Source organism: Actinomycetota bacterium (assembly GCA_009923495.1).
Classification (GTDB): Bacteria; Actinomycetota; Actinomycetes; order S36-B12; family UBA5976; genus UBA5976.
In genome coordinates this window covers 14,479-35,952 of sequence record RFTJ01000010.1, presented here as the reverse complement: position 1 = coordinate 35,952, position 21,474 = coordinate 14,479, and the positions used below count along the sequence as shown (strand labels likewise).

Annotated in this window: 18 protein-coding genes and 2 pseudogenes; 9 read left to right on the top strand and 11 right to left on the bottom strand. The window is 49.7% G+C overall.

Annotated features, from left to right (window positions below):
- Position 1: 1 nt before the first annotated feature.
- The 8 genes from rimP to EBS36_04775 all read right to left on the bottom strand — a co-directional run bounded on the left by rimP (position 2) and on the right by EBS36_04775 (position 9,134).
- On the bottom strand, positions 2 to 469 hold the full coding sequence (gene rimP / locus EBS36_04810; GenBank protein NBU32472.1) for a ribosome maturation factor RimP: 468 nt from the start codon (positions 467 to 469) through the stop codon (positions 2 to 4).
- Positions 470 to 586: 117 nt separating this feature from the next.
- Positions 587 to 1,315 (bottom strand): HAD family hydrolase, encoded by a 729-nt coding sequence (locus tag EBS36_04805; protein ID NBU32471.1) that lies wholly within the window; start codon positions 1,313 to 1,315, stop codon positions 587 to 589.
- Between the two features lie 2 nt (positions 1,316 to 1,317).
- Positions 1,318 to 3,060, bottom strand: a complete 1,743-nt coding sequence (locus EBS36_04800; protein NBU32470.1) for a proline--tRNA ligase — start codon at positions 3,058 to 3,060, stop codon at positions 1,318 to 1,320.
- 78 nt (positions 3,061 to 3,138) lie between these two features.
- Complete coding sequence (locus tag EBS36_04795) at positions 3,139 to 3,978, bottom strand: GNAT family N-acetyltransferase (GenBank protein ID NBU32469.1); 840 nt, start codon at positions 3,976 to 3,978, stop codon at positions 3,139 to 3,141.
- 2 nt (positions 3,979 to 3,980) lie between these two features.
- The gene (locus EBS36_04790; GenBank protein ID NBU32468.1) at positions 3,981 to 5,135 is read right to left on the bottom strand and encodes a flavodoxin-dependent (E)-4-hydroxy-3-methylbut-2-enyl-diphosphate synthase; all 1,155 of its coding nucleotides are present in this window, start codon (positions 5,133 to 5,135) and stop codon (positions 3,981 to 3,983) included.
- A gap of 46 nt (positions 5,136 to 5,181) precedes the next feature.
- Entirely contained in the window at positions 5,182 to 6,486 is a 1,305-nt protein-coding gene (locus EBS36_04785; GenBank protein ID NBU32467.1) for an RIP metalloprotease, read from the bottom strand.
- A complete protein-coding gene (locus tag EBS36_04780) occupies positions 6,486 to 7,691 on the bottom strand; it encodes a 1-deoxy-D-xylulose-5-phosphate reductoisomerase (GenBank protein NBU32466.1) in 1,206 nt (401 codons plus the stop codon). Before EBS36_04780 ends, EBS36_04785 begins: the two co-directional genes overlap by 1 nt.
- A 3-nt stretch (positions 7,692 to 7,694) precedes the next feature.
- Complete coding sequence (locus EBS36_04775) at positions 7,695 to 9,134, bottom strand: aldehyde dehydrogenase family protein (protein NBU32465.1); 1,440 nt, start codon at positions 9,132 to 9,134, stop codon at positions 7,695 to 7,697.
- A 37-nt stretch (positions 9,135 to 9,171) separates the two neighbouring features.
- Between EBS36_04775 and gabT the strand changes: the two are divergent.
- The 5 genes and pseudogenes from gabT to crtI (EBS36_04750) all read left to right on the top strand — a co-directional run bounded on the left by gabT (position 9,172) and on the right by crtI (EBS36_04750) (position 14,690).
- A pseudogene (gabT, locus tag EBS36_04770) lies at positions 9,172 to 10,496 on the top strand (4-aminobutyrate--2-oxoglutarate transaminase).
- A gap of 36 nt (positions 10,497 to 10,532) precedes the next feature.
- Positions 10,533 to 11,186 (top strand): annotated as a pseudogene (locus EBS36_04765) (monooxygenase).
- Positions 11,187 to 11,244: 58 nt separating this feature from the next.
- Positions 11,245 to 12,060: a carotenoid biosynthesis protein gene (locus tag EBS36_04760; GenBank protein ID NBU32464.1), complete on the top strand. Its 816-nt coding sequence runs from the start codon at positions 11,245 to 11,247 to the stop codon at positions 12,058 to 12,060.
- On the top strand, positions 12,057 to 13,157 hold the full coding sequence (locus tag EBS36_04755; GenBank protein NBU32463.1) for a glycosyltransferase: 1,101 nt from the start codon (positions 12,057 to 12,059) through the stop codon (positions 13,155 to 13,157). The genes EBS36_04760 and EBS36_04755 overlap by 4 nt, the downstream gene beginning before the upstream one ends.
- 18 nt (positions 13,158 to 13,175) lie before the next feature.
- Positions 13,176 to 14,690 (top strand): phytoene desaturase, encoded by a 1,515-nt coding sequence (gene crtI, locus EBS36_04750; GenBank protein ID NBU32462.1) that lies wholly within the window; start codon positions 13,176 to 13,178, stop codon positions 14,688 to 14,690.
- Here the strand turns inward: crtI (EBS36_04750) and EBS36_04745 are convergent.
- A complete protein-coding gene (locus EBS36_04745; GenBank protein ID NBU32461.1) occupies positions 14,687 to 15,328 on the bottom strand; it encodes a CDP-alcohol phosphatidyltransferase family protein in 642 nt (213 codons plus the stop codon). The two genes, crtI (EBS36_04750) and EBS36_04745, sit on opposite strands and share 4 nt — an antisense overlap.
- A 111-nt stretch (positions 15,329 to 15,439) precedes the next feature.
- Between EBS36_04745 and EBS36_04740 the strand changes: the two genes are divergently transcribed.
- From EBS36_04740 to EBS36_04725, 4 genes are read left to right on the top strand one after another with little or no spacing between them, the layout of a single operon-like run.
- Positions 15,440 to 16,501: a polyprenyl synthetase family protein gene (locus EBS36_04740; GenBank protein ID NBU32460.1), complete on the top strand. Its 1,062-nt coding sequence runs from the start codon at positions 15,440 to 15,442 to the stop codon at positions 16,499 to 16,501.
- A 1-nt stretch (position 16,502) separates the two neighbouring features.
- Positions 16,503 to 18,032, top strand: a complete 1,530-nt coding sequence (crtI, locus tag EBS36_04735) for a phytoene desaturase (GenBank protein ID NBU32459.1) — start codon at positions 16,503 to 16,505, stop codon at positions 18,030 to 18,032.
- Positions 18,033 to 18,052: 20 nt separating this feature from the next.
- A complete protein-coding gene (locus EBS36_04730) occupies positions 18,053 to 19,696 on the top strand; it encodes a hypothetical protein (GenBank protein ID NBU32458.1) in 1,644 nt (547 codons plus the stop codon).
- A gap of 17 nt (positions 19,697 to 19,713) precedes the next feature.
- Positions 19,714 to 20,691, top strand: coding sequence for a phytoene/squalene synthase family protein (locus EBS36_04725; protein NBU32457.1), 978 nt, complete (start codon positions 19,714 to 19,716; stop codon positions 20,689 to 20,691).
- Here EBS36_04725 and EBS36_04720 read toward each other — a convergent pair.
- Together EBS36_04720 and EBS36_04715 are read right to left on the bottom strand one after the other, a co-directional pair.
- On the bottom strand, positions 20,681 to 21,073 hold the full coding sequence (locus EBS36_04720) for a lycopene cyclase domain-containing protein (protein ID NBU32456.1): 393 nt from the start codon (positions 21,071 to 21,073) through the stop codon (positions 20,681 to 20,683). The genes EBS36_04725 and EBS36_04720 overlap by 11 nt on opposite strands.
- Complete coding sequence (locus tag EBS36_04715; protein NBU32455.1) at positions 21,070 to 21,423, bottom strand: lycopene cyclase domain-containing protein; 354 nt, start codon at positions 21,421 to 21,423, stop codon at positions 21,070 to 21,072. Before EBS36_04715 ends, EBS36_04720 begins: the two co-directional genes overlap by 4 nt.
- Positions 21,424 to 21,474 lie beyond the last annotated feature (51 nt).

Here is a 21,474-nt window from a genome sequence, read left to right as displayed (position 1 = left end):
ACTAGTCCTGTTCTTCTTCATCAAGTTTTTTGAATTCAACTTGAATAGTCGCTTTGGAAATATCTGTTATGTCGACTTCATGTACCTGGCCCTCAACCGTCAAAGTAACCCTCGGTTCAATGAACCCGGTTATTCGGCCAGTTAGATTGTGTGAACTTCCCTTGATCTCAACTAAGCGTCCAATGTTGCGTCGCCAATGTGCCGGCTTAGTTAGTGGGCGGTCAACACCTCGAGTCGAAACTTCAAGAAGGTATGGCATTTCGCCCATTACAGTGCTGCCGTCAAGGTAGGTGGAAATAGCACGCGAGGTTTCAGCTATGGCAGTTAAATCAACGGGCTGATCGGCATCGATTATCACTTCGAGAACTCGGCGTCGACCGGCCGATGTCAATACGATTTCGTCTACTTCGTAACCAAGTTCGGACACAACAGGACTAAGGTGTTGGGTTAATTCAGCAACCGTAGCCATATCTAGCGCCTTTTCAATTTGGTCGAGCAGTTATGACCGCAAGGATACGCCAGAAATCGATGTCGGCATATTGGTATTCGAATTTGTTTACTAAAAACCAACTATTGTCTGGTCAAACTAGGCGTTTTCTGCACTATTCCAGTTATTAACAATGTGCAAAACATCTGCCAAGCGCTGGGCAATCGCCGCCGGAACAACTCCCAAATCTGGCGTTTCTGCAGCCGGCAACTTGGAATGCGGGATCCAAATTCCGCGCATTCCCACCGACTGCGCGCCGTGGATATCATCAAACATCCGATCGCCAACAAAAGCCGCTTCATGCGGTTCAACATCCAAGTTGTAAAGCACATCGGCAAACACCGTTCTGTGTGGTTTGCCAGTTGCTACATCGCTAGTGAATAGCAGGTAATCAAAAAGGTGCAGTACTCCATCGCGTTCAAGTACTCGTTCATGATGCCAACGAGGCCACATGGTGTTTGATAGCACCCCCGTGCGAATGCCGCGACCGCGCAATGCCTCAAGTAGTGGAACCGCGTCTTCGTCGGTGTAGGTATGGGGGTCCCAAGCCGTCAAGTAACTTTCCAGTGCAGCTTGATGATTTGGGCTCGAAGTGTCCACACCTGCATCAACAAACAGATCTTCTAATACGCCCGTGCCAACCTCGCCCATTGTGTTCAACTGGCGAGACCACCGCGACTGTTCTGCAGTGTGCAGTGCTTCGGCTAGTTCTTCAACTCGATCTGCATCATATGTGGCGGCGTAAGCTCGCCATTGCTCGCGTAAGTCAACAGGGTGCCACGGTGTTAGCGTGCCACCCCAATCGAAAATTACAGCCTTGATTGACATGGCTAGCCTGAGACGACCTCAACGATGTGTGAGTGAGCTTTAGCGAATTCAACATTTGCTTGTGCGCCAGAATGGCGATCGCGAACTTCAACCACGCCATCGGCTAGCCCCTTGCCGACAACAACAATTGTTGGGATGCCCAATAACTCTGAGTCATTGAATTTAACGCCTGGTGAAACTCCCCTGCGATCATCAATCAAAACTCGGATTCCACTGCTTTCAAGTGACTGGGCTAATTCGTCTGCGGCTGAAAACACCTCATCATCTTTGCCGGTGGCCACAATGTGGACATCCGCAGGCGCTACTTCCCGTGGCCAAATCAAGCCTTTTTCATCATGGGATTGTTCAGCAATAGCAGCGACCGCACGGGATACCCCGATGCCATACGAGCCCATTGTTACCGTGACTAGCTTGCCGTTTTCATCAAGAACTTTCAGGTCAAGAGCTTCGGCATACTTGCGACCGAGCTGAAAGATGTGTCCAATTTCGATTCCTCGGGCAATGTTCAGCGGCGCTGAGCATTGGGCACAAGAATCGCCTTCGCGGATCTCTGCAGCGTCAACCACTTCATCCCAACTGAAATCACGGCCAGCAACTAGGTCGTAAACATGCGTATCCACTTTATTAGCTCCGGAAATCCACGAAGTTCCGACGGCAACTCGTGGATCGACAGCAAAGCGGATCCCAGACTGAGAATCTGTGCCCAATATTTGTGGCCCGATGAAACCTTTAACCAACTGCCTATATTTGGCGAAGTCGACATCTTCAAATGGGCGAGCTGTTGCTGGATGAACAGCGGCTTCAAGTCGCTTAACATCCAATTCGCGATCGCCAGGCAGACCAATTACCAATGGGCTTTGCGACCCATCAATGTGTGTGAGCATAACCACGACGCACTTTAAAGTGTCTGCGGCCGTAACTGAGCCGCCGAAATTTGTGTTTGAAAACTCAACCAAATCTGAAATCGAACTTGCACCTGGCGTTGCCTCTTCGTGGAATGCCGGAACATCGCTGGCATCAACCTGTGCTAACGACGGAGTCACAATTGCTTCAACGTTGGCGGCGTGGCCACAAGATGAACATTGCACAAAAGTGTCCTCGCCGATTTCACATGGCGCTAAAAATTCCTCGCTAGCTGAGCCACCCATCGCACCCGAAGTTGCCGAAACAATAACGAACTCCAAGCCAAGACGCTCAAATGTTTTGATGTATGCCTGACGATGCTTTTCATAAGACAGCGCAAGTCCGGCCTCATCAATGTCAAAAGAATAAGAGTCCTTCATGACGAATTCACGGCCACGTAAAATTCCAGCCCTAGGACGAGCTTCATCTCGGAACTTCGTCTGAATCTGGTACAGACTTACTGGCAGATCTTTGTAGGAGGAATATTCACCTTTGACCATTAAAGTGAACATCTCTTCGTGCGTAGGGCCCAATAAGTAATCGACATCTTTACGGTCTTGTAGGCGAAATAAAGTTGGGCCGTACTCGTTCCAGCGAGAAGTCGCCTCGTACGGTTCTCTTGGCAATAGAGCTGGGAAGTGCACTTCCTGGAAGCCCGCGTGATTCATCTCTTCGCGGATGATCCGTTCGACATTTCGATAAACCTGATACCCAAGTGGGAGCCAAGAGAAAATGCCCGGTGAAATACGGCGAACGAACCCGCCCCGAACGAGCAGTTTGTGACTAGGGACTTCCGCATCTGCTGGGTCTTCCCGCAGTGTTCGTAAGAACAGGGTCGACATGCGTAACACTAGGTGGCTCCTTAAAACTCAGACTGCTTAATCGTACCGAGAACTAAGCCAGCAGCGACTCACCTGTCATCAGAAAAGCACGGTGGCGAAACTGTCAACCTGCTTGAAGCCAACTTTTTCATAGACGGAGATGGCTGACCTATTGAAATCATTCACATACAAGCTGACGGTTGGCGCAATGTCAGCTAGCACATATCTGACCACTGTTGAAAGCGCAGAAGCCCCAACACCTTGACCGCGCAATTCTGGATTCACCCAAACTCCCTGCAACTGGGCAACGCCAGCGCCTACGCTGCCAACTTCAGTCTTGAAAGTAACTTGATCATTATCTATTCGAACAAACGAGTGTCTGGCGGAGATAAGTTCACTGATCCGATTTCGATAAGCGGGCCCACCGCCATTGTCCACAGGAGAGATGCCAACTTCCTGAGTAAACATCGAAACACAAGCTGGAAAAATCACATCTAAATCCGTTAAGGATGAGTAGTGGACCCGATCATCGCCGGCAATCAGACTTGGAGTCTGGGTCATCATCAGTGGTTGATTTGGCCGAATAGCTCGGGCCGGCCCCCATGCGTGCTCGAGCATGGACCACAGTTGTAGCACCTCATTTGCTGGACCAACAATCGAAGAGCACTTACGACCTTGTCGGACCAACAAGTCGGCAAAAACCTTCTGAGTCGGCTGCGTAGTTGCTATCGGAACCAAGTTTGCGCCAAATAACATCGCCGACTCCAGTCGCTGCCCAGCAAAAGCACCCACAATTTCCAAAGATCTGCGATTTATTCCAGCCAGACCGTGTTGCTCTAGGCGGGATGCGACGTAACTATTTCTAACTGGATTAGCGCAAATAAGTTCATTAAGTTGGTCGAGGCTGTTGGCATCGATTGGACGGAGTTCGAACCCCATCGTTATGAAATGGAAACGCTTGGCGCTCCGGTCTCGCCCATTTCAGCAGCTAGTTTGTGTGCCTCCTCGAGCAAAGTGGCTACGATTTCTGATTCGGGAACTGTTTTGATAACTTCGCCACGAACAAAAATCTGACCCTTTCCATTTCCGCTGGCAACACCTAGATCGGCTTCGCGAGCTTCACCAGGTCCATTCACCACACAGCCCATAACTGCCACACGCAAAGGAACTTCAAAGTCTTTCAATCCTTCAGTAACCTGCTCTGCCAAGGTGTAGACATCAACTTGAGCGCGGCCACAAGATGGACACGAAACAATCTCGAGGCCACGCTGTTTCAAATTCAAGGACTCCAGAATTTGAATACCGACTTTTACTTCTTCAACTGGTGGTGCTGATAGTGAAACGCGAATTGTGTCGCCAATACCTTGTGATAAAAGTGCACCAAAAGCTACCGCAGATTTGATGGTTCCTTGGAACTGTGGACCGGCCTCAGTTACCCCCAAGTGCAATGGGTAGTCACACTGTTCAGCAAGTAACCGATAAGCCTGCACCATAACCACTGGGTCGTGGTGCTTAACCGAAATTTTTAGATCGCGGAAACCATGTTCTTCAAAAAGTGAGCACTCCCAGAGCGCTGACTCAACTAGTGCCTCTGGAGTCGCTTTGCCGTACTTCTCCAAAAGTCGCTTATCCAAACTTCCAGCATTCACGCCGATACGAATTGGTGTTCCAGTTTCACCTGCTGCTTTGGCAATCTCTTTGACCTTGTCATCGAACTGTTTAATGTTGCCCGGATTTACTCGTACCGCTGCCACGCCAGCATCGATTGCGGCAAATACGTATTTGGGTTGGAAGTGGATGTCAGCGATAACTGGAATACTGCTCTTCTTAGCAATAATCGGCAGGGCATCTGCGTCATCCTGACTCGGCACAGCCACGCGCACTATCTGGCAGCCAGATGCCGTCAACTCAGCAATTTGCTGAAGCGTTGAATTTATGTCGGCGGTCAGTGTGGTGGCCATTGATTGGACACTAACTGGCGCTCCGCCACCGACTAAAACGGGACTCTTATCGTGACGCAGTAACAGCTGTCGACTTTTCCGACGTGGGGCTAATACGGGAGGGGGAAGCTCTGGCATTCCAATCGGTGCTGACATGTTTCTATTATCGGGCACGCCACTAATTTCTGCCTGATGCAGGTGACTAGAACGAGATGGGCTTTATCAAATCCAGCAGAATCGACAGCACGGCAATTGAGATTAGAAACACTCCCATTAGCAGTGCCATCGGCATCATTCGGGCGGTGTCAACGGGCCCAGGATCGGGCTTTTTACGCAATCTGGCCAGCTGCTTTCTGAGGCCTTCGTAAATAGCTCCAGCAATGTGACCACCATCTAGCGGTAACACAGGTACCAAATTGAAGATGAAGAGGAACATGTTGATTGATGCAATCAGCATGAGAAATGCATAAATCTTGTCTGATATTGCAACTGAATCTTCAGTAGCGATTTGCCCACTGACTTGACTGATGCCAACAACGCTGATTGGCCCATTTTCATCTCGGGGCTTTGAGGTGACCAAAGTCTCACTCATGCTTAACGTAGCTTTTGGGAATGAGAGCAGCGCGCGCAAGGTTGTTTTAACTTGCCCATATATGTAGCCAGGCATTTCCAGAATATTTCTTCGTTCCGTGGCATTCTGTGGCCGAATTCCGACAAAGCCGACTGTTTCCTTCTTGCCAGTGTCGTTGCCTTGCTCGTCGTAAACTGGAATCTCGCGCCTTGCCAGTTTGATACTCAGAGACTGCTTTTCGCCATCGCGCAGAATTTGAATCGTCGCCCGCTTGCCGGCTAGCGGATCAATAACTGTTCCCAGCGAAAGCCAGTCAGTCAGCGTCACGCCATTTACCGAAACCAACTGGTCGCCAGGTTTTAGTCCAGCCGAATAAGCCGGCGAAAATAGACCACTGCCACACGAATTATCCGTTGACAGGATTCCTTCGGGGTTAGCAGTCGTTGGAACGCAATCAACCACTTTGGCAATGGTCGTGGTTGGAGTTGAAAGTCCAAGGCCAACATTTGCAATTGAGATCAATACGCAGGCGATGAGGAAATTGGTGAATGGTCCGCCGAACATGACGATAAATTTCTTTGGGGCAGATAGTAAATAGAACGCCCTATCTTCTTCGCCTTCACGAATCTCTTGAAGTGAGGCCGCTCGAGCGCCTTCAATTAACGAAGTGAAGGTTCCCTCTTCACCCTCGACAAGTGGTTTTCTGCGTGGTCCGAACATCCCGACTATTCGAACATAGCCACCAAGCGGTATGGCCTTTAGTCCGTATTCGGTGTCTCCTTTTGATTTAGACCAAAGTGTGGGGCCAAAGCCAATCATGTACTGACTTACTCGGACGCCAAAGCGCTTAGCTGGCAACATGTGACCCAGTTCGTGCAATCCGATTGATGCCAGAAGCGACAAAACGAAGATGACGACTCCGAGCAATCCCGACATTAACTACTCCCGCGCTCATTTAGTTGCCGGGCAAAGTTCGTCGCCCAGTCACTGGCCCTAATTACATCCTCAATTGTCAGGTGTTCATCCGACACGAATCCGCTGATGATGTGCTGCTCAACTGTTGCTTGTACTAATTGCATTATGCCCAGATATGGAAGTTTCTCACCTAGAAAAAGATCCACTGCCACTTCGTTGGCAGCATTCATAACCGCAGGCGCAGTGCCGGCAAGTTGCCCAACTCGCTTGGCGGTTTGCACGGCCGGAAATAACTCGTCATTAACTGGCTCAAACGACCACTGGGTAGCACTCGACCAATCGCAAGCGGCGCTACTGTCGGCCACCCGGTCTGGCCAAGCTAGCCCTAGTGCAATCGGCAGGTGCATATCGGGCGGACTTGCTTGCGCAATTGTTGAACCATCAATAAATTCCACCATTGAGTGAACGACTGATTGTGGATGAACGACAACTTCAATTCGATCCAATGGAACAGAAAAAAGTAAATGTGCCTCAATAATTTCAAGACCCTTGTTGAACATCGTTGCAGAATTGATTGTGACCACGGGCCCCATGGTCCAAGTTGGATGATTTAGAGCTTGTTCGACTGTCACACCAGCTAATTGCTCGGCCGTCGCATTGCGAAATGGGCCGCCGCTGGCGGTGAGAATAAGTTTTCGCACCTCGGATTTGCTACCTGAGCGCAAACACTGAGCTAGTGCCGAATGTTCTGAATCAACCGGGACAATCTGCCCTGGCTGGGCTAACGAAGTTACGGCCCGGCCACCGATTACGAGGGATTCTTTATTGGCCAATGCCAACTGGGTGCCGGCCTTCAAGGTAGCAACTGTTGGTAGCAGTCCGGCAGAGCCAGTGATGCCGTTCAGAACGACATCGCATTGGCTGGAGGCAAGTGCGGCAGCGCCATTCGCTCCAGCGAGCACCTTGGGAATTGCTTTCCCATTTGCCTTGTCCTGCAAAATCTGAATTAGTTGCTCAGCCCTGGTCTCATCTGCAATGGCAACCGAGTCAACGCTGAATTTGATTGCCTGTTGGGCAAGTAACTCCAGATTGCTACCAGCTGAAAGTCCAACCACTTGGAATAGGTCAGGATTATTTTCGACAATCTCTAATGCCTGTTTGCCAATTGATCCAGTAGCGCCAAGAATTACGATTCGGCGGGGTGTCGATTTAGAAATTTCGGTCACCTACTAGAGCGTTAAGTCAGTGAGCACCATGATGCGCTCGTGGGTTAAATCTTCCATTGCCCAACGCACACCTTCTTTACCCACTCCAGAATTTTTCAAGCCACCATAAGGCATGTGATCTGCCCGGAAAGCTGGCACATCTCCGATGATAACGCCGCCAACTTCCAAGGTACTTTGCGCCAAAAATGCTGTTTGTATGTCATGAGTGAATACTCCAGCTTGTAAACCGTAATCCGAGTCATTGACTACCGCGAAGGCTTCTTCCGTTGACTTAACACGAGTGAGCACGATAACTGGTCCGAATACTTCACATGCTGAAACTTTTGCCTTACCGGGCACATCAGTAAGAACCGTTGCTTGGTAATAAGCGCCATCACGCTGACCTCCGGTTAAAACCTTTGCACCGCCAGCCACTGCTTCATCAACCCATTGCTCAACTCGCTGAGCATTAGCCTCATTAATCAGTGGCCCGACAACTGTTTTCTCATCGTAGGCATCAGTTAGCGTAAGGGCTTGTGTTTTGTCGACTATCTTCGGCACAATTTTGTCGTAAATCGCATCATGAATTATCACGCGCTGCACCGAAATACAGGATTGCCCAGCTTGTGACGCACCGAATGTTGCAATCCGGGTGGCGGCGAATTCGATGTCTTGTTCACTTGACCAGTCGTCAAGCACTACAGCGGCAGCATTGCCACCTAATTCGAGGATGACATGTTTATGCGGGATTAGTTTTTGAATCTCATAGCCGACGGTATCTGATCCCGTGAAGGACAAAATTGGCAAGCGTTCATCGGTTGTGATTCGTGAGGTCGCTTCACGAGAGATTGGCAGAATCGACCACATTCCTGCCGGTAGATCAGTCTCACTCAGGATTTCACCAAGAATCAGTGCGCTAATCGGTGTGGCTGCGGCCGGCTTGATGATGATCGGAGCACCGACTGCTAACGCAGGAGCTACTTTGTGTGCAACTAAATTGAGTGGGAAATTAAATGGTGCAATCCCCAGCACTGGGCCCAGCGGAAACCTTCGAATGACACCGATGCGCCCTTCACTTGTTGCATCTGTGTCGATGCGTTGAAGTTCCCCGCCAAATCGCCTAGCTTCTTCTGCTGCCCATCTAAAAGTACTGATTGCGCGATTAACCTCAACGCGCGACCACATAATCGGCTTACCGCCTTCGTCCGTGATGATTCGGGCAACCTCCTCATGGCGTGCCTGCAACTGATTTGAGACATGCATCAACGCGGCGGCTCGCTTAGCAGCCGATGTTGCCGCTGCCTCGTGCCTGACTGACCAAGCGGCAGCAACTGCACGCTCAACATCATCATCTGTTGGCAAATAGTGTTCGGCCACAAGGCCACCGGTTGGGTGGTTAACCTGAACAATCTGGTCACTCACCGTGGCCTTTCCGGCGATCCAAAACGGGTAGGCAGATTTCATACCCCTACGGTACGCCCCTTGTGGATACGATTGCATCATGACTGCACAAAATACCGATAGCGTCGTCAACGGAATCGTTCAGAAGCGAGTCTTAGCCACTGCTATTCCAGGACCGCAATCACAAGCACTTCACCTTCGTCGAACTAGAGCAGTCAGTGCTGGAGTCGGCGCTACCCTGCCCATATTTGTTATCCAAGCTGGTGGCGGAATAGTTGTCGATGTTGATGGCAATCAGTTAATTGACTTTGGTTCTGGTATCGCAGTAACCAGTGTGGGCAACTCTGCTCCCGCTGTCGTTGACCGCGTTATCGCCCAAGTTAAAGACTTCACGCATACCTGCTTCATGGTCACCGAGTACGAAGAATATGTCGAGGTGTGTGAGGCGCTAAATAGACTTACTCCGGGCTCACACGAAAAACGTTCTGCCCTTTTCAATACAGGCGCCGAAGCGGTGGAGAACGCGGTCAAGATTGCCCGAAGTGCTACTGGTCGGCAAGCAATCGCAGTATTTGAACACGGATATCATGGTCGGACAAACCTAACGCTTGGCATGACCGCTAAGAACATGCCGTACAAACATACTTTTGGCCCATTTGCGCCAGAGATTTATCGCTTCGCTACCTCATATCCCTATCACGATGAACTAACCGGTGAGCAAGCTGCTTCGCTGGTGGAAGTAACATCGCAGCAATTGTGCTCGAGCCGATACAAGGCGAAGGTGGCTTTGTCGTGCCGGCTCCTGGATTTATATCGGCCCTAGTTGATTACGCAAAGGCTCAAGGGATTTTGTTTATTGCCGATGAAGTTCAGACAGGTTTTTGCCGAACCGGAAACTGGTTTGCCAGCGAGTTCGAAGGCATTGTCCCAGACCTAATCACTACAGCCAAAGGAATTGCTGGTGGAATGCCACTTGCTGGAGTAACTGGCCGTGCTGAAATCATGGATCGCATTCATCCCGGTGGCCTTGGTGGCACCTATGGCGGCAATCCCGTTGCTTGCGCTGGCGCACTTGGATCGATTGAAACTATGGAGAAGCTCAATCTGGTCGATCGAGCTCGGCAAATCGAGGCCATCATGTTGCCGCGGCTGCATGCTATTTCCAGTCAAACTGGTGTGATCGGAGATGTTCGTGGTCGGGGCGCGATGATTGCCGTTGAGGTAGTAAAGCCTGGCACCAAACAAGCAGATGCAGAACTAACAGCAAAAGTAGCTAAGGGCTGTCACGCAAACGGCCTAGTGGTGCTTACCGCTGGCACTTATGGAAATGTGTTGCGCTTCTTGCCGCCACTGGTGATCTCAGATCAGTTATTGGAAGAGGCACTACAAATCATCCACGAACAATTCGTTTCAGCTACCGCCTGAGCAGACATCACACCCTAGGTACGACACACTAGTTACATGGGTAAACAGTTCGTCGTCCTTGATGTTTGGACGGTTGAGCGCAAACACATCCCACGCGCATTTCTCCTAATGGGTTTGCAGCGCAGGCCAATTCGTCGAACCGATGGACTTTCTTTTTGGAAACTTATGGGCACTGGTTCAGGTCGCACCTTTACTATTCGGGACGCAGATCCAACCCAATGGGCAATTTTGAGTGTTTGGACGCAAGAGTCAAAACACCAAGCATTTCGAGAAAGTAAAGTGTTGGCACAGTGGCAAGCCATTTCAAAAACTCATGCGCACCTAGAACTTGAGCCACTGAGCGCCAAAGGTTCCTGGCAAAAGCAGAATCCGTTTAAGCCGGAAGTGACTTCGCGATGGACAGGGCCAACAGCAGCGTTAACCCGAGCACGGATAAAACCAAGATGGTGGATTAGTTTCTGGCGTGCGGTCCCCCCTGTTTCCTTTGACCTAAATAAGACCGATGGGCTAATCGCCTCAATTGGTATTGGAGAAGCACCGGTTGGTCTGCAAGGAACCTTTAGTGTTTGGCACAGTATGGATGCCATTACTCAATTTGCCTCCCGGCAACAGCCACATCAAAAGGTAGTGGCTCGCACTGCCGAAACAGGTTGGTACGCTGAAGAACTTTTCGCTCGGTTTAAGGTATTGCGGGCAACTGGTGAGTTGGCCGGAGCAAATCTTGACCAGATAGATCTGGGTGACGGCAATGAGTAATCTGCAACTGCGCCTCAAAATTGTGCCAGCCGCTTTATTGGTACTTACCATTGCATTCAACATTGCTTGGCCAATTGCCAGTGGCCACACTCGAACAGTACTGACAATCTTGGGTGTGCTTAGTTTCTTTGCTGAGTCGACAATTCATGCCTTTGTTTATCGGGGAACGAAATTTGTACTCACATTTCTATTTGCGGTGCTGTCACTTTCGTTTTTGGCCGAAGTAATTGGAGTGCACACTGGCCTACCATTCGGGAACTATTCCTATGCCCCGACACTGGGCTGGCAGCTTTGGCAAGTGCCATTACTCATTCCACTGGCCTGGTTCATGATGATGTATCCCTGTTGGTTGATTGCAATTCGGTTAACTGTAAGTCGAATCTGGCAGATCGCCATCGCAAGCTGGTTAATGGCTACTTGGGACTTGTTTCTCGATCCCCAAATGGTGACAGAAGGATTTTGGACTTGGCACGGTTATGCCAGCCGAGAATCTAACGATATTCCCCTGAGCAATTTCTTCGGCTGGCTCATGACTGCTGTCATTGTCTTCGCTGTTCTGAGCGCAGTTCTGCCAAAAAATTCGAGTCTCGATTTCGAATTAGCCAAACCTGAAGTTCGCAACTTAGACCTGGTCCCATTTTTAGCAGTGGCCTGGGTGTGGCTAGGTAGTTTCATCGCGAACATTGGTTGGTTCAAGCCATTTCTTGATCAACCAGATACCGCAATCAGTGGCTTGGTTGGAATGGGGATCGTCTTAGTGCCATTTTATTGGCGCTTGGTACGCCAACTACGAGTTAGTTATTCATGATGCACCAAATCATGCTCGTGAGCGCAATCTTCAGTTGGGTCTTAGCACTAATGGCATTAGTTAATCTGCGCACTATGGTGCGTCCGCTTAAGACAGATCCACCGGAAGTGCTTGAGTCCGTAGAAATCCTGATCCCAGCCCGGAATGAGCAATCAACGATTGCGTCCTGTGTAACCTGCGCTCTTGCCCAAACAAGAATCTTTGACTTGAAAGTTACGGTTCTAGATGATGGCTCGAGTGATGACACACTGGCCGAACTTAACAAGATTGTCGATAAGCGGCTAAAAGTTCTGCCAGGTGATGAAGAGTTGCCGAAAGGTTGGCTGGGAAAGCCCTGGGCTTGCGCTCGGCTGGCTGCCCAATCAAAGGCAGAATACTTGGTCTTTATTGATGCTGATGTCGACCTAAATGTAGACGCAGTTGCCCACGGCATCGAAATGATGCACCGGGCAAATCTGTCATTAATTAGTCCGTATCCAAAACAATTGGCCCAAACTATCCTGACTAGATTAATTCAGCCACTCTTGCAATGGTCGTGGCTATCTACCGTTGTACTTTCGATTGCAAGAACGACGAAGCGTTCTAGTTTGGCGGTGGCAAATGGTCAATTCTTAATTTGTCGCAGATCAGATTACGAACTCGTCGGTGGACACAGTTCCGCAGCAGACCAAGTACTAGATGACATCATGCTCCTGCGCTCGTTTTACAAGGCTGGTTTGACCGGGACTGTGGCAGATGGCACCAAGTTGGCCACTTGTCACATGTATGAAACTGACCGTGAGCTTGTCGATGGATACAGCAAGAGTTTGTGGCGAGCATTTAATGGCATCGTCGGCTCAGTATTTACTAATGCGCTCTTGTTCATTGTTTACACACTCCCGCTCTACGGACTGCTAACCCAAGACTGGCTGTTGGCCCTGCTAGCACTCATTGGGGCAAGTTACGGCCGCTGGATTGTTGCGGTACGAACCGGGCAACACCGAATCCCAGATGTGTTTACCCACGGTTTGGCGATTGCGGTCTTCGTTGGTCTAAATATCTTCTCGTGGTTAAAACACCTCTTAGGCAGGAACACCTGGAAAGGTAGATCTGTTTAACCGCGTAAAGTTGCCAGTGTGGCAAAAATTGCAGTTATTGGGGCAGGCATGGGCGGTATGGCCTGCGCTGCTCGCCTGGCTGCCAAGGGGCACCAAGTTATCGTTTACGAAGCGACGGCCACCTGGGGTGGAAAACTTGGCAGCCAAATATTCGAACAACATAAGTTCGACACTGGACCGAGTCTGCTGACTTTGCCTGCCGTTTACCGTGACCTGTTCTTGAAAACCGGCCGGCCACTGGAAGAATCCATTGACATTGTTGAACTAGACCGAGCTTTCCGATACCAATTTGCTGATGGCTCAGTGTTAAATCTGCCGGGAGCTGGCATAGGTGCTTGCGCTAGCGCAATCGGTGAAGCATTCGGCAGTCGCAGTGCCGACGAATGGCGCGCATTCATGCAGCGTGCGGCAAAAATGTGGAAAATCACCCGCGGTCCGTTCTTAGAATCCCCCCTTAGTGGGATGCGCAGTTTGCTGGCGATGTCTTGGCGGTTGCCCGAACTAGTCACGATTGCTCCTAGCAAATCTTTACGCTCGTTAGCCAGGCACTATTTCACTGATCCACGGCTAGTTACTTTGGTGGATCGTTATGCAACATACAGCGGCTCAGACCCACGGCAAGCTCCTGCAGCATTAGCAACTATTCCCTACGTTGAACAAACTTTTGGTGCCTACCATGTTGCTGGCGGCTTGCGCGAACTTGGACGCGCACTATTCGATCGATGTGTATCCCTTGGTATCCATTTTGAATTCGATTCTCGAGTATCAAATGTTGTCAAGAATTCCAACTTATTTGCGCTTACCATTAATGAGTCGCGCACCGAAAAGTATGAAATTGTAATCGCTAATGCAGATGCGCACACGGTTTATCACTCAATACTTGATCAAACACTTCCAGAGGTACGAGTCGCCAAAAAAAACCTCAAGAAGGTATCACCTTCGCTTTCTGGTTTTGTTATCAATATGGCCTTGACCGGCAAAACTCCAGAGCTAGCCCATCACAATGTTTTCTTTCCCACTGATTACGATGATGAGTTTGACTCTGTGTTTGGCAAACGGGATTCAACTTTTGGCACTGGAATAAAACCAAAGCCCACGCCAAAGCCTGCTATTTATGTGTGCAACCCACAAGATGAATTAATGACTCCTGCGGGTGACGAATCTTGGTTTGTTTTAGTAAATGCACCTCGCCATGATCCAGAGTCCGGTGTTGACTGGCGATCAGATGAATTGGTCTGGGATTACACAAAAAACATCATCAATCAGCTCGGTACCGCAGGTTTTGCTGTGGCTTCACGCACGAAATGGCAAAACACAATTTCACCAGCCCACCTTGAACAGCGCACGGGTGCTTATGGCGGGTCAATTTATGGAAGTTCAAGCAATGGTATGCGTGCCGCTTTTTTGCGACCGCGCAATATCACCGACATCGAAAACTTCTATCTAGTTGGAGGTTCAGCTCATCCCGGTGGTGGCTTGCCTCTGGTTGCGATGTCGGCCGAAATTGTTTCTAACTACATCGGTCGCGCTTAATTCGCCCGAAGTTCCCTGCGATAAAGCGCAAACAATTGGGTGAAGCCAATGAATGCGAGCCAGAGCCAAGCCCATGCACAGATATCCATAAACGCCTGAGTTTGACTTGGTGCTATTGCGCAAGCTGTAAATGCAATCACGCCCAAAATTATCCGAGTGGGCTTTTCCGCAATAGTTACTTTGCCAATCCGCCGATAACCAACTGATGCGGCCCGAGTTCGCATGTACTCATGCACCAAAGTCAAAGTCCCAGCAATCAAAGTCACGATTGGATTGGCACCAGCAATCAACAGCATTGCCAGGATGGCAACATCGACAACTCGATCCATCATTGAATCCAGAAATCCGCCCCATTCAGTTACTGCATTTCGGCGAACCGCCAAGACTCCATCAATTCCATCAAGGAGTCCAAGAACGAAAATGCCGACTGCAATAACCCAATAAAGGTCTGCAGCCGGGCTTGCCGCTACCAATGCAAGTGCGAGAACTCCCGAACTCAAAGTAACGGCGTTTGGCCGAACCCGAATTAACGGAGTCGTGATTAGAAACATTAGTCGCAGCCAAATGCGGATTAAGCCAGTTGGCTGTGCTTGACCATGCAGGCTAACCCAAGCGGATTCATAATCGGCGTACTCCACCTATTCAGTATCCCCGATGCCAATCAGGAATTATTCATCCCCCGCCGATGACCAACTGATGGGAGCAAGCCTGCAAATAGTTGCTGTACCGAATACCCTAAGAAGGTGCCAATTCATCCACTCGACGAGAACGACCTTCGAACCCGTATTCAGGTCACATTGGATGAATTCATTGCAGATCATCGTGCAGTTTTGAAAACGGTAAGTCCAGATGTGATTCCCCTTGTGGACAGCTTGGAAACTCTGCTCAAGGGCGGCAAGCGTCTGCGCCCAGCATTTGCATATTGGGGTTATCGGTGTGCCGGTGGTGACGATAACGAAAACATTGTTCGGGCAGCAGCGAGTTTGGAATTTTTACAGGCTTGCGCCCTAATCCACGACGATGTTATGGATGACAGCGATGTGCGTCGCGGAAATCCAGCCGCACATAAACAGTTCGAGACATTGCATGTCTCAAATCAATGGACAGGCGAACCAAAGTTATTTGGCAGCGGCGCAGCCATCTTAATTGGTGACTTAGCTCTGTCTTGGGCGGATGAACTTCTCAGTAATAGCGGCCTCACAGTAGAAGAACATCGCCGAGCCAAAAAGATTTACGACTTAATGCGCACTGAACTCATGGCAGGACAGTATCTCGATTTACTTGAGCAAGTCCGTGGCGATACCACTGAAGCTACTGCACGAAATGTGATTCGGTACAAGAGCGCCAAGTACACAATCGAAAGACCACTACATATCGGAGCCGTTATTGCCGGCGCATCATCTGCACATCAGGATTTATTGTCCGAATACGGCTTAGCTTTGGGCGAAGCATTCCAGCTCCGCGACGACGTGTTGGGTGTTTACGGTGACAAAGTAGTGACTGGCAAGCCAACTGGCGATGACCTCCGTGAAGGAAAGCAAACAATGCTGATTGCTCGTGCCCGAGAACTAATGGACGAGTCGGCCACTAAAACTTTCAAGTCCACATTTGGTCGAAAAGAGTTAACTGAAGATCAAGTAACGACACTCCAAGATTTAATTAGTGACTGTGGCGCTTTAGCTGAAATCGAGGCACAAATTGAAGCACTAACCGCGCTGGCTCTTGATAGTTTGCAAAGCCCGATAATCGAATCGCAAGCCCGCGAAGCCCTTCAACTACTTGCCGTAATGGCAACCCAGAGAGCAGCCTGAAATGGACCTATTACGTTGGTTACCCGGTACTACCAGAACAGTGAGTGGTCCCACTGACGAAGTAGTAATTGTTGGCGCTGGACTTGCCGGCCTCAGTGCGGCCATGCGACTTGCTGGCGCGGGTCGCAAAGTCACTGTTTTAGAGAAGGAATCTGTTCCCGGTGGTCGCGCCGGCCGGATAACTGATCGCGGTTATGGCTTTGACACTGGTCCCACTGTGCTGACCATGCCAGATTTAATTGCCGACGCTTTTGATTGTCTTGGCGAGGAGATGAGCAACTGGTTGACCTTGGAGCCAGTCGACCCGCTCTATCGCGCTTTCTACCACGATGACAGTGTGCTGAATGTCTACGCCGATGTTGACCAAATGGCACAAGAAGTTTCAGATGTAATCGGGCCCGATGAAGCCGCAGGTTACCGCAAGTATGTTGATTTCGTTTCCAAACTCTACAAATACGAGATGCGCAACTTCATTGATCGCAACATTGATTCGCCGCTGGACTTGGTGTCGCGAGACTTAATCAAACTGATCTCTATCGGTGGCTTTCGCAAATTAGCACCAAAAGTTAATCAGTACCTGAAAGATGATCGAACTCAAAGGGTGTACTCATTCCAAGCTATGTACGCAGGCCTGTCCCCATACGACGCACTGGCCATTTATGCAGTAATTGCTTACATGGACTCTGTGGCTGGCGTATTTTTCCCCAAAGGTGGCATGCACGCAGTACCGAATGCAATGGCGGCAGCGGCAGAGGCACATGGCGTCACATTCAAGTACGACACCGAAGTCACAACTGTGCGCATGAACGGAAAACGAGCAGTTGGCGTTGAGACTGCAAATGGTGAGTATTATGCAGCTGATGCGATTGTACTGAATCCGGACTTGCCGGTTGCTTATCGCGAACTTTTGGACCGCGAACCGTTAAGCGTGAAGCGTCTAACCTACTCACCGTCCTGCTTCTTACTCCTTGCTGGTTCGAGTGCCAAGTATGACCACATAGCGCATCACAATATTCACTTTGGCAAAAGTTGGCGTGGGGTCTTTGATGAACTGATTAACACAAAACAACTTATGAGTGACCCCAGCATTTTGGTAACCAATCCAACCCATGGTGATCCATCCTTAGCACCTGACGGCAAACAGATTTACTACGTCCTACTGCCAACGCCAAACATGGATGCGGACATTGACTGGAAACAGGTAGGACCTCGGTATCGCGACGAGGCGATTGCTACTTTGCAAGCGCGCGGCTACACCGACTTTGGCAGCAGTATTGAAGTAGAGCACATCACTACGCCACTAGATTGGCAAGATCGCGGCATGGAACGAGGTGCGCCATTTGCGAGCGCGCACTCATTTTTCCAAACAGGACCGTTCCGGCCGGGCAACCTTTACGGCGAAAATGTAGTCTTCACTGGGTCAGGAACTCAACCAGGAGTAGGCGTACCAATGGTTCTTGTTTCCGGTCGCCTCGCGGCCGAGCGAATCATCGGCAAAGACAAGAATTATCTTTCGCGGGCAATGCGCTAACTCACTAGTAATCTGACAAGGTGAGTACTCGAACCTATGCCAGTGCGCAACAAAGTGTGTGGACTTACGCGCCACCGGGTTTTCTAGGTTCATGTTTTCTTGCGATTGGCTCACTGGGTATCGGCTGGTTTCCAATTTCGGCAAATGCTTTACAGTGGCCGATTGTAAATTTTTTCCAGACCCAAAATCTTGGCATCGCTCTTGCCCGGGCATTTCTAGTCGTCGGTGCTGCCCTACTAATCCAAGCCTGGTTAATGGTTGGGTTAGACGCGGTTAAAGGTCGCATCGAGCAGATTCAAACACTGCACCTGGCGCTTCTTAGTTGGTGTACACCACTACTGATTGCCGTTCCACTATTTAGTCGAGATGTTTACTCGTATTACATGCAAGGACAAATGCAACTTAGTGGTCATAGTCCTTACACTTCTGGCGTTGCCGTGGTGCCTGGCTGGTTCAGTAGCGGTGTAGATCCGCTCTGGGGTGACGCGCCTTCACCATACGGTCCGGTGTTCTTGCTAATCGAACGTTTTGTTGCCGGAATCACTGGCGAATCTGCACTCACCTCAGTACTGTATTTCAGAATCTTCGCTGTCATTGGCGTAGCGCTGATGTGCTGGCAATTGCCCAAGTTGGCACAACGCCATGGCATAAATCCAATCGCAGCATTGTGGCTCGGTGCACTTAATCCACTTGTGGTTTTTCATTTTGTGGCAGGGGCGCACAATGATTCGCTGATGATTGGCTTTGCATTATGGGGAATAAACAAGGCCCTAGATCGAAAATTTGCAAATGCACTTTTCCTAATTACGCTCGCGCTGGCTATCAAGCCATCTGCATTTGTTGTTTTGCCATTTTTTGGCTTGTGGCTACTCGCTGTTCTTACCCGCGAGACCAACTGGGCCAATCGCTGGCGAGTGATTGAAACCAGGAATGTTATTGAACATAATGAAGCACAAAATCCTGAAATTGAGATTGTTGAAAAATCTCAATACACCTTGGTCGGAAAAACATTAGCGGTCTTGGCTGCGGTACTGGGATCTGTGCTGATCTTGGCCATCTTTTCGCTATTAGCGGGAGTGCACCCATTTGGCTGGATTTCAGCCCTAGTGCGACCTGGCAGTGTTCGAAGCTGGCTTGCGCCTTCCACCCTCATTGGAATGATGTCCTCAAATTTCTTCCATGTCCTTGGATTTGCTTCACACGCTGACAAAATCATCATGATTTGTCGACTAGTGGGCCTGTTCTTTTTGGCGGCTGGGCTGATTTACATCCTAAATTCAATTCAACGTAGATCAATCACCCGAAGTATCGCACTGGCATTTGTGGTTTTGGTCATTTGCAGTCCTGCGGTTCAGCCCTGGTACCTACTCTGGTTCATTCCACTTCTAGCGGCTACCGGACTAACTCAGAAGCATCTGCGCGTAGTAGTTAGTTTTGTGGTTGGCTTTGCAATACATGACATCGCCAACTCAGCAGAAACTGGAAATTCGTTCTTAGGTTTTAGTGACACCGTAGCAATCGTCATATCTGTTTTAATCCTGCTAGTTGCCATAATTAGCTCACCGCGCGAACGCGCGCTGCTACTTGGAACAGCTCACGACTCGGGGATGCTTCCAACCGGTGTTGCCGAACTTACCCGCTGGAATGCGATGCGATTCCAATGAACTGGCAGAATTGAGCTGTGAGCAACCGCGATTTAACGGCAGCAGGGATAACTGATCCAGAACTTCGGGCTAGTTACGAACTTTGTCGACAGCTAAATGCGGCACATGGTAAGACCTATTACTTGGCTACTCTCTTGTTGCCACCCGAAAAACGGCCTTATGTTCACGCACTTTACGGATTTGCTCGCTATGCCGATGAAATCGTTGATGACCTTGCCTCGACCCTGACTAATGAGCAAAAGGCACAGGCGCTCAAAACCTGGGGCGATAACTTCCTAGCACAGTATGAATCCGGTCAAACCGATGATGCTGTTTGCAAAGCCGTGCTAGACACAGTTCGTCGCTGGAACATCCCACGCGAACATTTCGAAGCGTTCTTGCATTCAATGACCATGGACCTAACGATTGGCACTTACCAGACCTACGAGGATCTGCACGAGTATGTTTATGGCTCAGCGGCGGTAATTGGGTTGCAGATGGTGCCGATTTTGGAACCATCAGACCAACAGGCATACGAACATGCGATGCAACTGGGAATTGCCTTCCAGTTGGCAAACTTCATTCGCGATGTTAACGAGGACTTAGATCGTGGCCGGATCTATCTGCCATTAGCTGAATTAGCACAGTTCGGTGTTACTCCGGAAATTCTAAATCAGCGTGTGGCAACCCCAGAAGTAAAGGCAGCTTTAAAGTTTCAAATTGCCCGAGTGCGCGATCTTGAAGAAAAATCGCGTGCTGGTATTCAAATGCTGAATCCTGCTGCTCAGCCCTGTATCGAAACTGCGCGAATTCTCTATTGCGGGATAGTGGAAGCCGTCGAAGCAATCGATTACGAGGTGTTCAAAAAGCGCGCTAAGGTCTCACTGGCTCGCAGATTGCAAGTCGCTGTGCCTGCTTGGTGGAAAGCGCGCCGGCTTTGGCGGAGTACGAGCCAACAACAAAAGCCAAATCAGTCTGATGATCCAGACGGTGATTTTGTGGTTATCATTTCTTGATATTGCTTTGTGAAAATCTAGGCGGACCAGCTTTGGGTTCGCGCTGGACTCCTCTGCGGCCGAGCCAAACCCACAAAGTTAATGACAGTAAGACTAAGGAAAACCCGAACATTAAATCCTCAACGGGCGCGTAAATCAATCGACCATGTCCGATGATTGGCGGGGCATTATCTATTGGCGTGCTTGCGCCGATAATCATTTCCCCGCTGTAGCGCACAATGCGCAGTCCAGTCAGTACACCATTTGAGACCAATTGAAAAAAGAAAATAATCGCATATGACATCCAGAAAATTCGACGGGTGAGCAACCTTGTGCGGAACACATACAGATCATTGAGCGCAGCTAAAAGTACCGCAACCAGTGCGATCTGCGTATAAGTCATTTCGTATCACCAGTACCTGTTTCCGACTCATCGCCCACTGACCAGTTCTTCATACTTCGAACAGCTTCCAAAGTCAGAATTGAACAAATGGGAATTGCGATGAAAAAGCAGATTTCCTCTAGTGGCACATTGGCGATTGCGATAATCCCTGTTACGTATTGAGGTGCGAAACTCCAATGTGCTCTAGAGATGGCGTAAACATCCCAAAGGGTAAATGTGAAAACAACGGGAACCAGTGTGAGCACGAGTCGCTGCCAGCGACGATAAACCCGGGTTCGCAGAAAAATCTCAAGTGATGCGGTGCCAAGTAAGCATGTTGCCAAGACACCTAGATAAGCGAACTGTCGCATCTGCATCAACTCCTCACGGATAACACGAATCTATCGTGCCTAGTGCCTACC

Bases quoted from the DNA above. Each gene is read 5' to 3' on its own strand.
- rimP (NBU32472.1), bottom strand. From the start codon at position 469: ATGGCTACGGTTGCTGAATTAACCCAACACCTTAGTCCTGTTGTGTCC.
- EBS36_04805 (NBU32471.1), bottom strand. From the start codon at position 1,315: ATGTCAATCAAGGCTGTAATTTTCGATTGGGGTGGCACGCTAACACCG.
- EBS36_04800 (NBU32470.1), bottom strand. From the start codon at position 3,060: ATGTCGACCCTGTTCTTACGAACACTGCGGGAAGACCCAGCAGATGCG.
- EBS36_04795 (NBU32469.1), bottom strand. From the start codon at position 3,978: ATGGGGTTCGAACTCCGTCCAATCGATGCCAACAGCCTCGACCAACTT.
- EBS36_04790 (NBU32468.1), bottom strand. From the start codon at position 5,135: ATGTCAGCACCGATTGGAATGCCAGAGCTTCCCCCTCCCGTATTAGCC.
- EBS36_04785 (NBU32467.1), bottom strand. From the start codon at position 6,486: ATGTCGGGATTGCTCGGAGTCGTCATCTTCGTTTTGTCGCTTCTGGCA.
- EBS36_04775 (NBU32465.1), bottom strand. From the start codon at position 9,134: ATGAAATCTGCCTACCCGTTTTGGATCGCCGGAAAGGCCACGGTGAGT.
- EBS36_04760 (NBU32464.1), top strand. From the start codon at position 11,245: ATGAGTAATCTGCAACTGCGCCTCAAAATTGTGCCAGCCGCTTTATTG.
- EBS36_04755 (NBU32463.1), top strand. From the start codon at position 12,057: ATGATGCACCAAATCATGCTCGTGAGCGCAATCTTCAGTTGGGTCTTA.
- crtI (NBU32459.1), top strand. From the start codon at position 16,503: ATGGACCTATTACGTTGGTTACCCGGTACTACCAGAACAGTGAGTGGT.
- EBS36_04720 (NBU32456.1), bottom strand. From the start codon at position 21,073: ATGACTTATACGCAGATCGCACTGGTTGCGGTACTTTTAGCTGCGCTC.
- EBS36_04715 (NBU32455.1), bottom strand. From the start codon at position 21,423: ATGCGACAGTTCGCTTATCTAGGTGTCTTGGCAACATGCTTACTTGGC.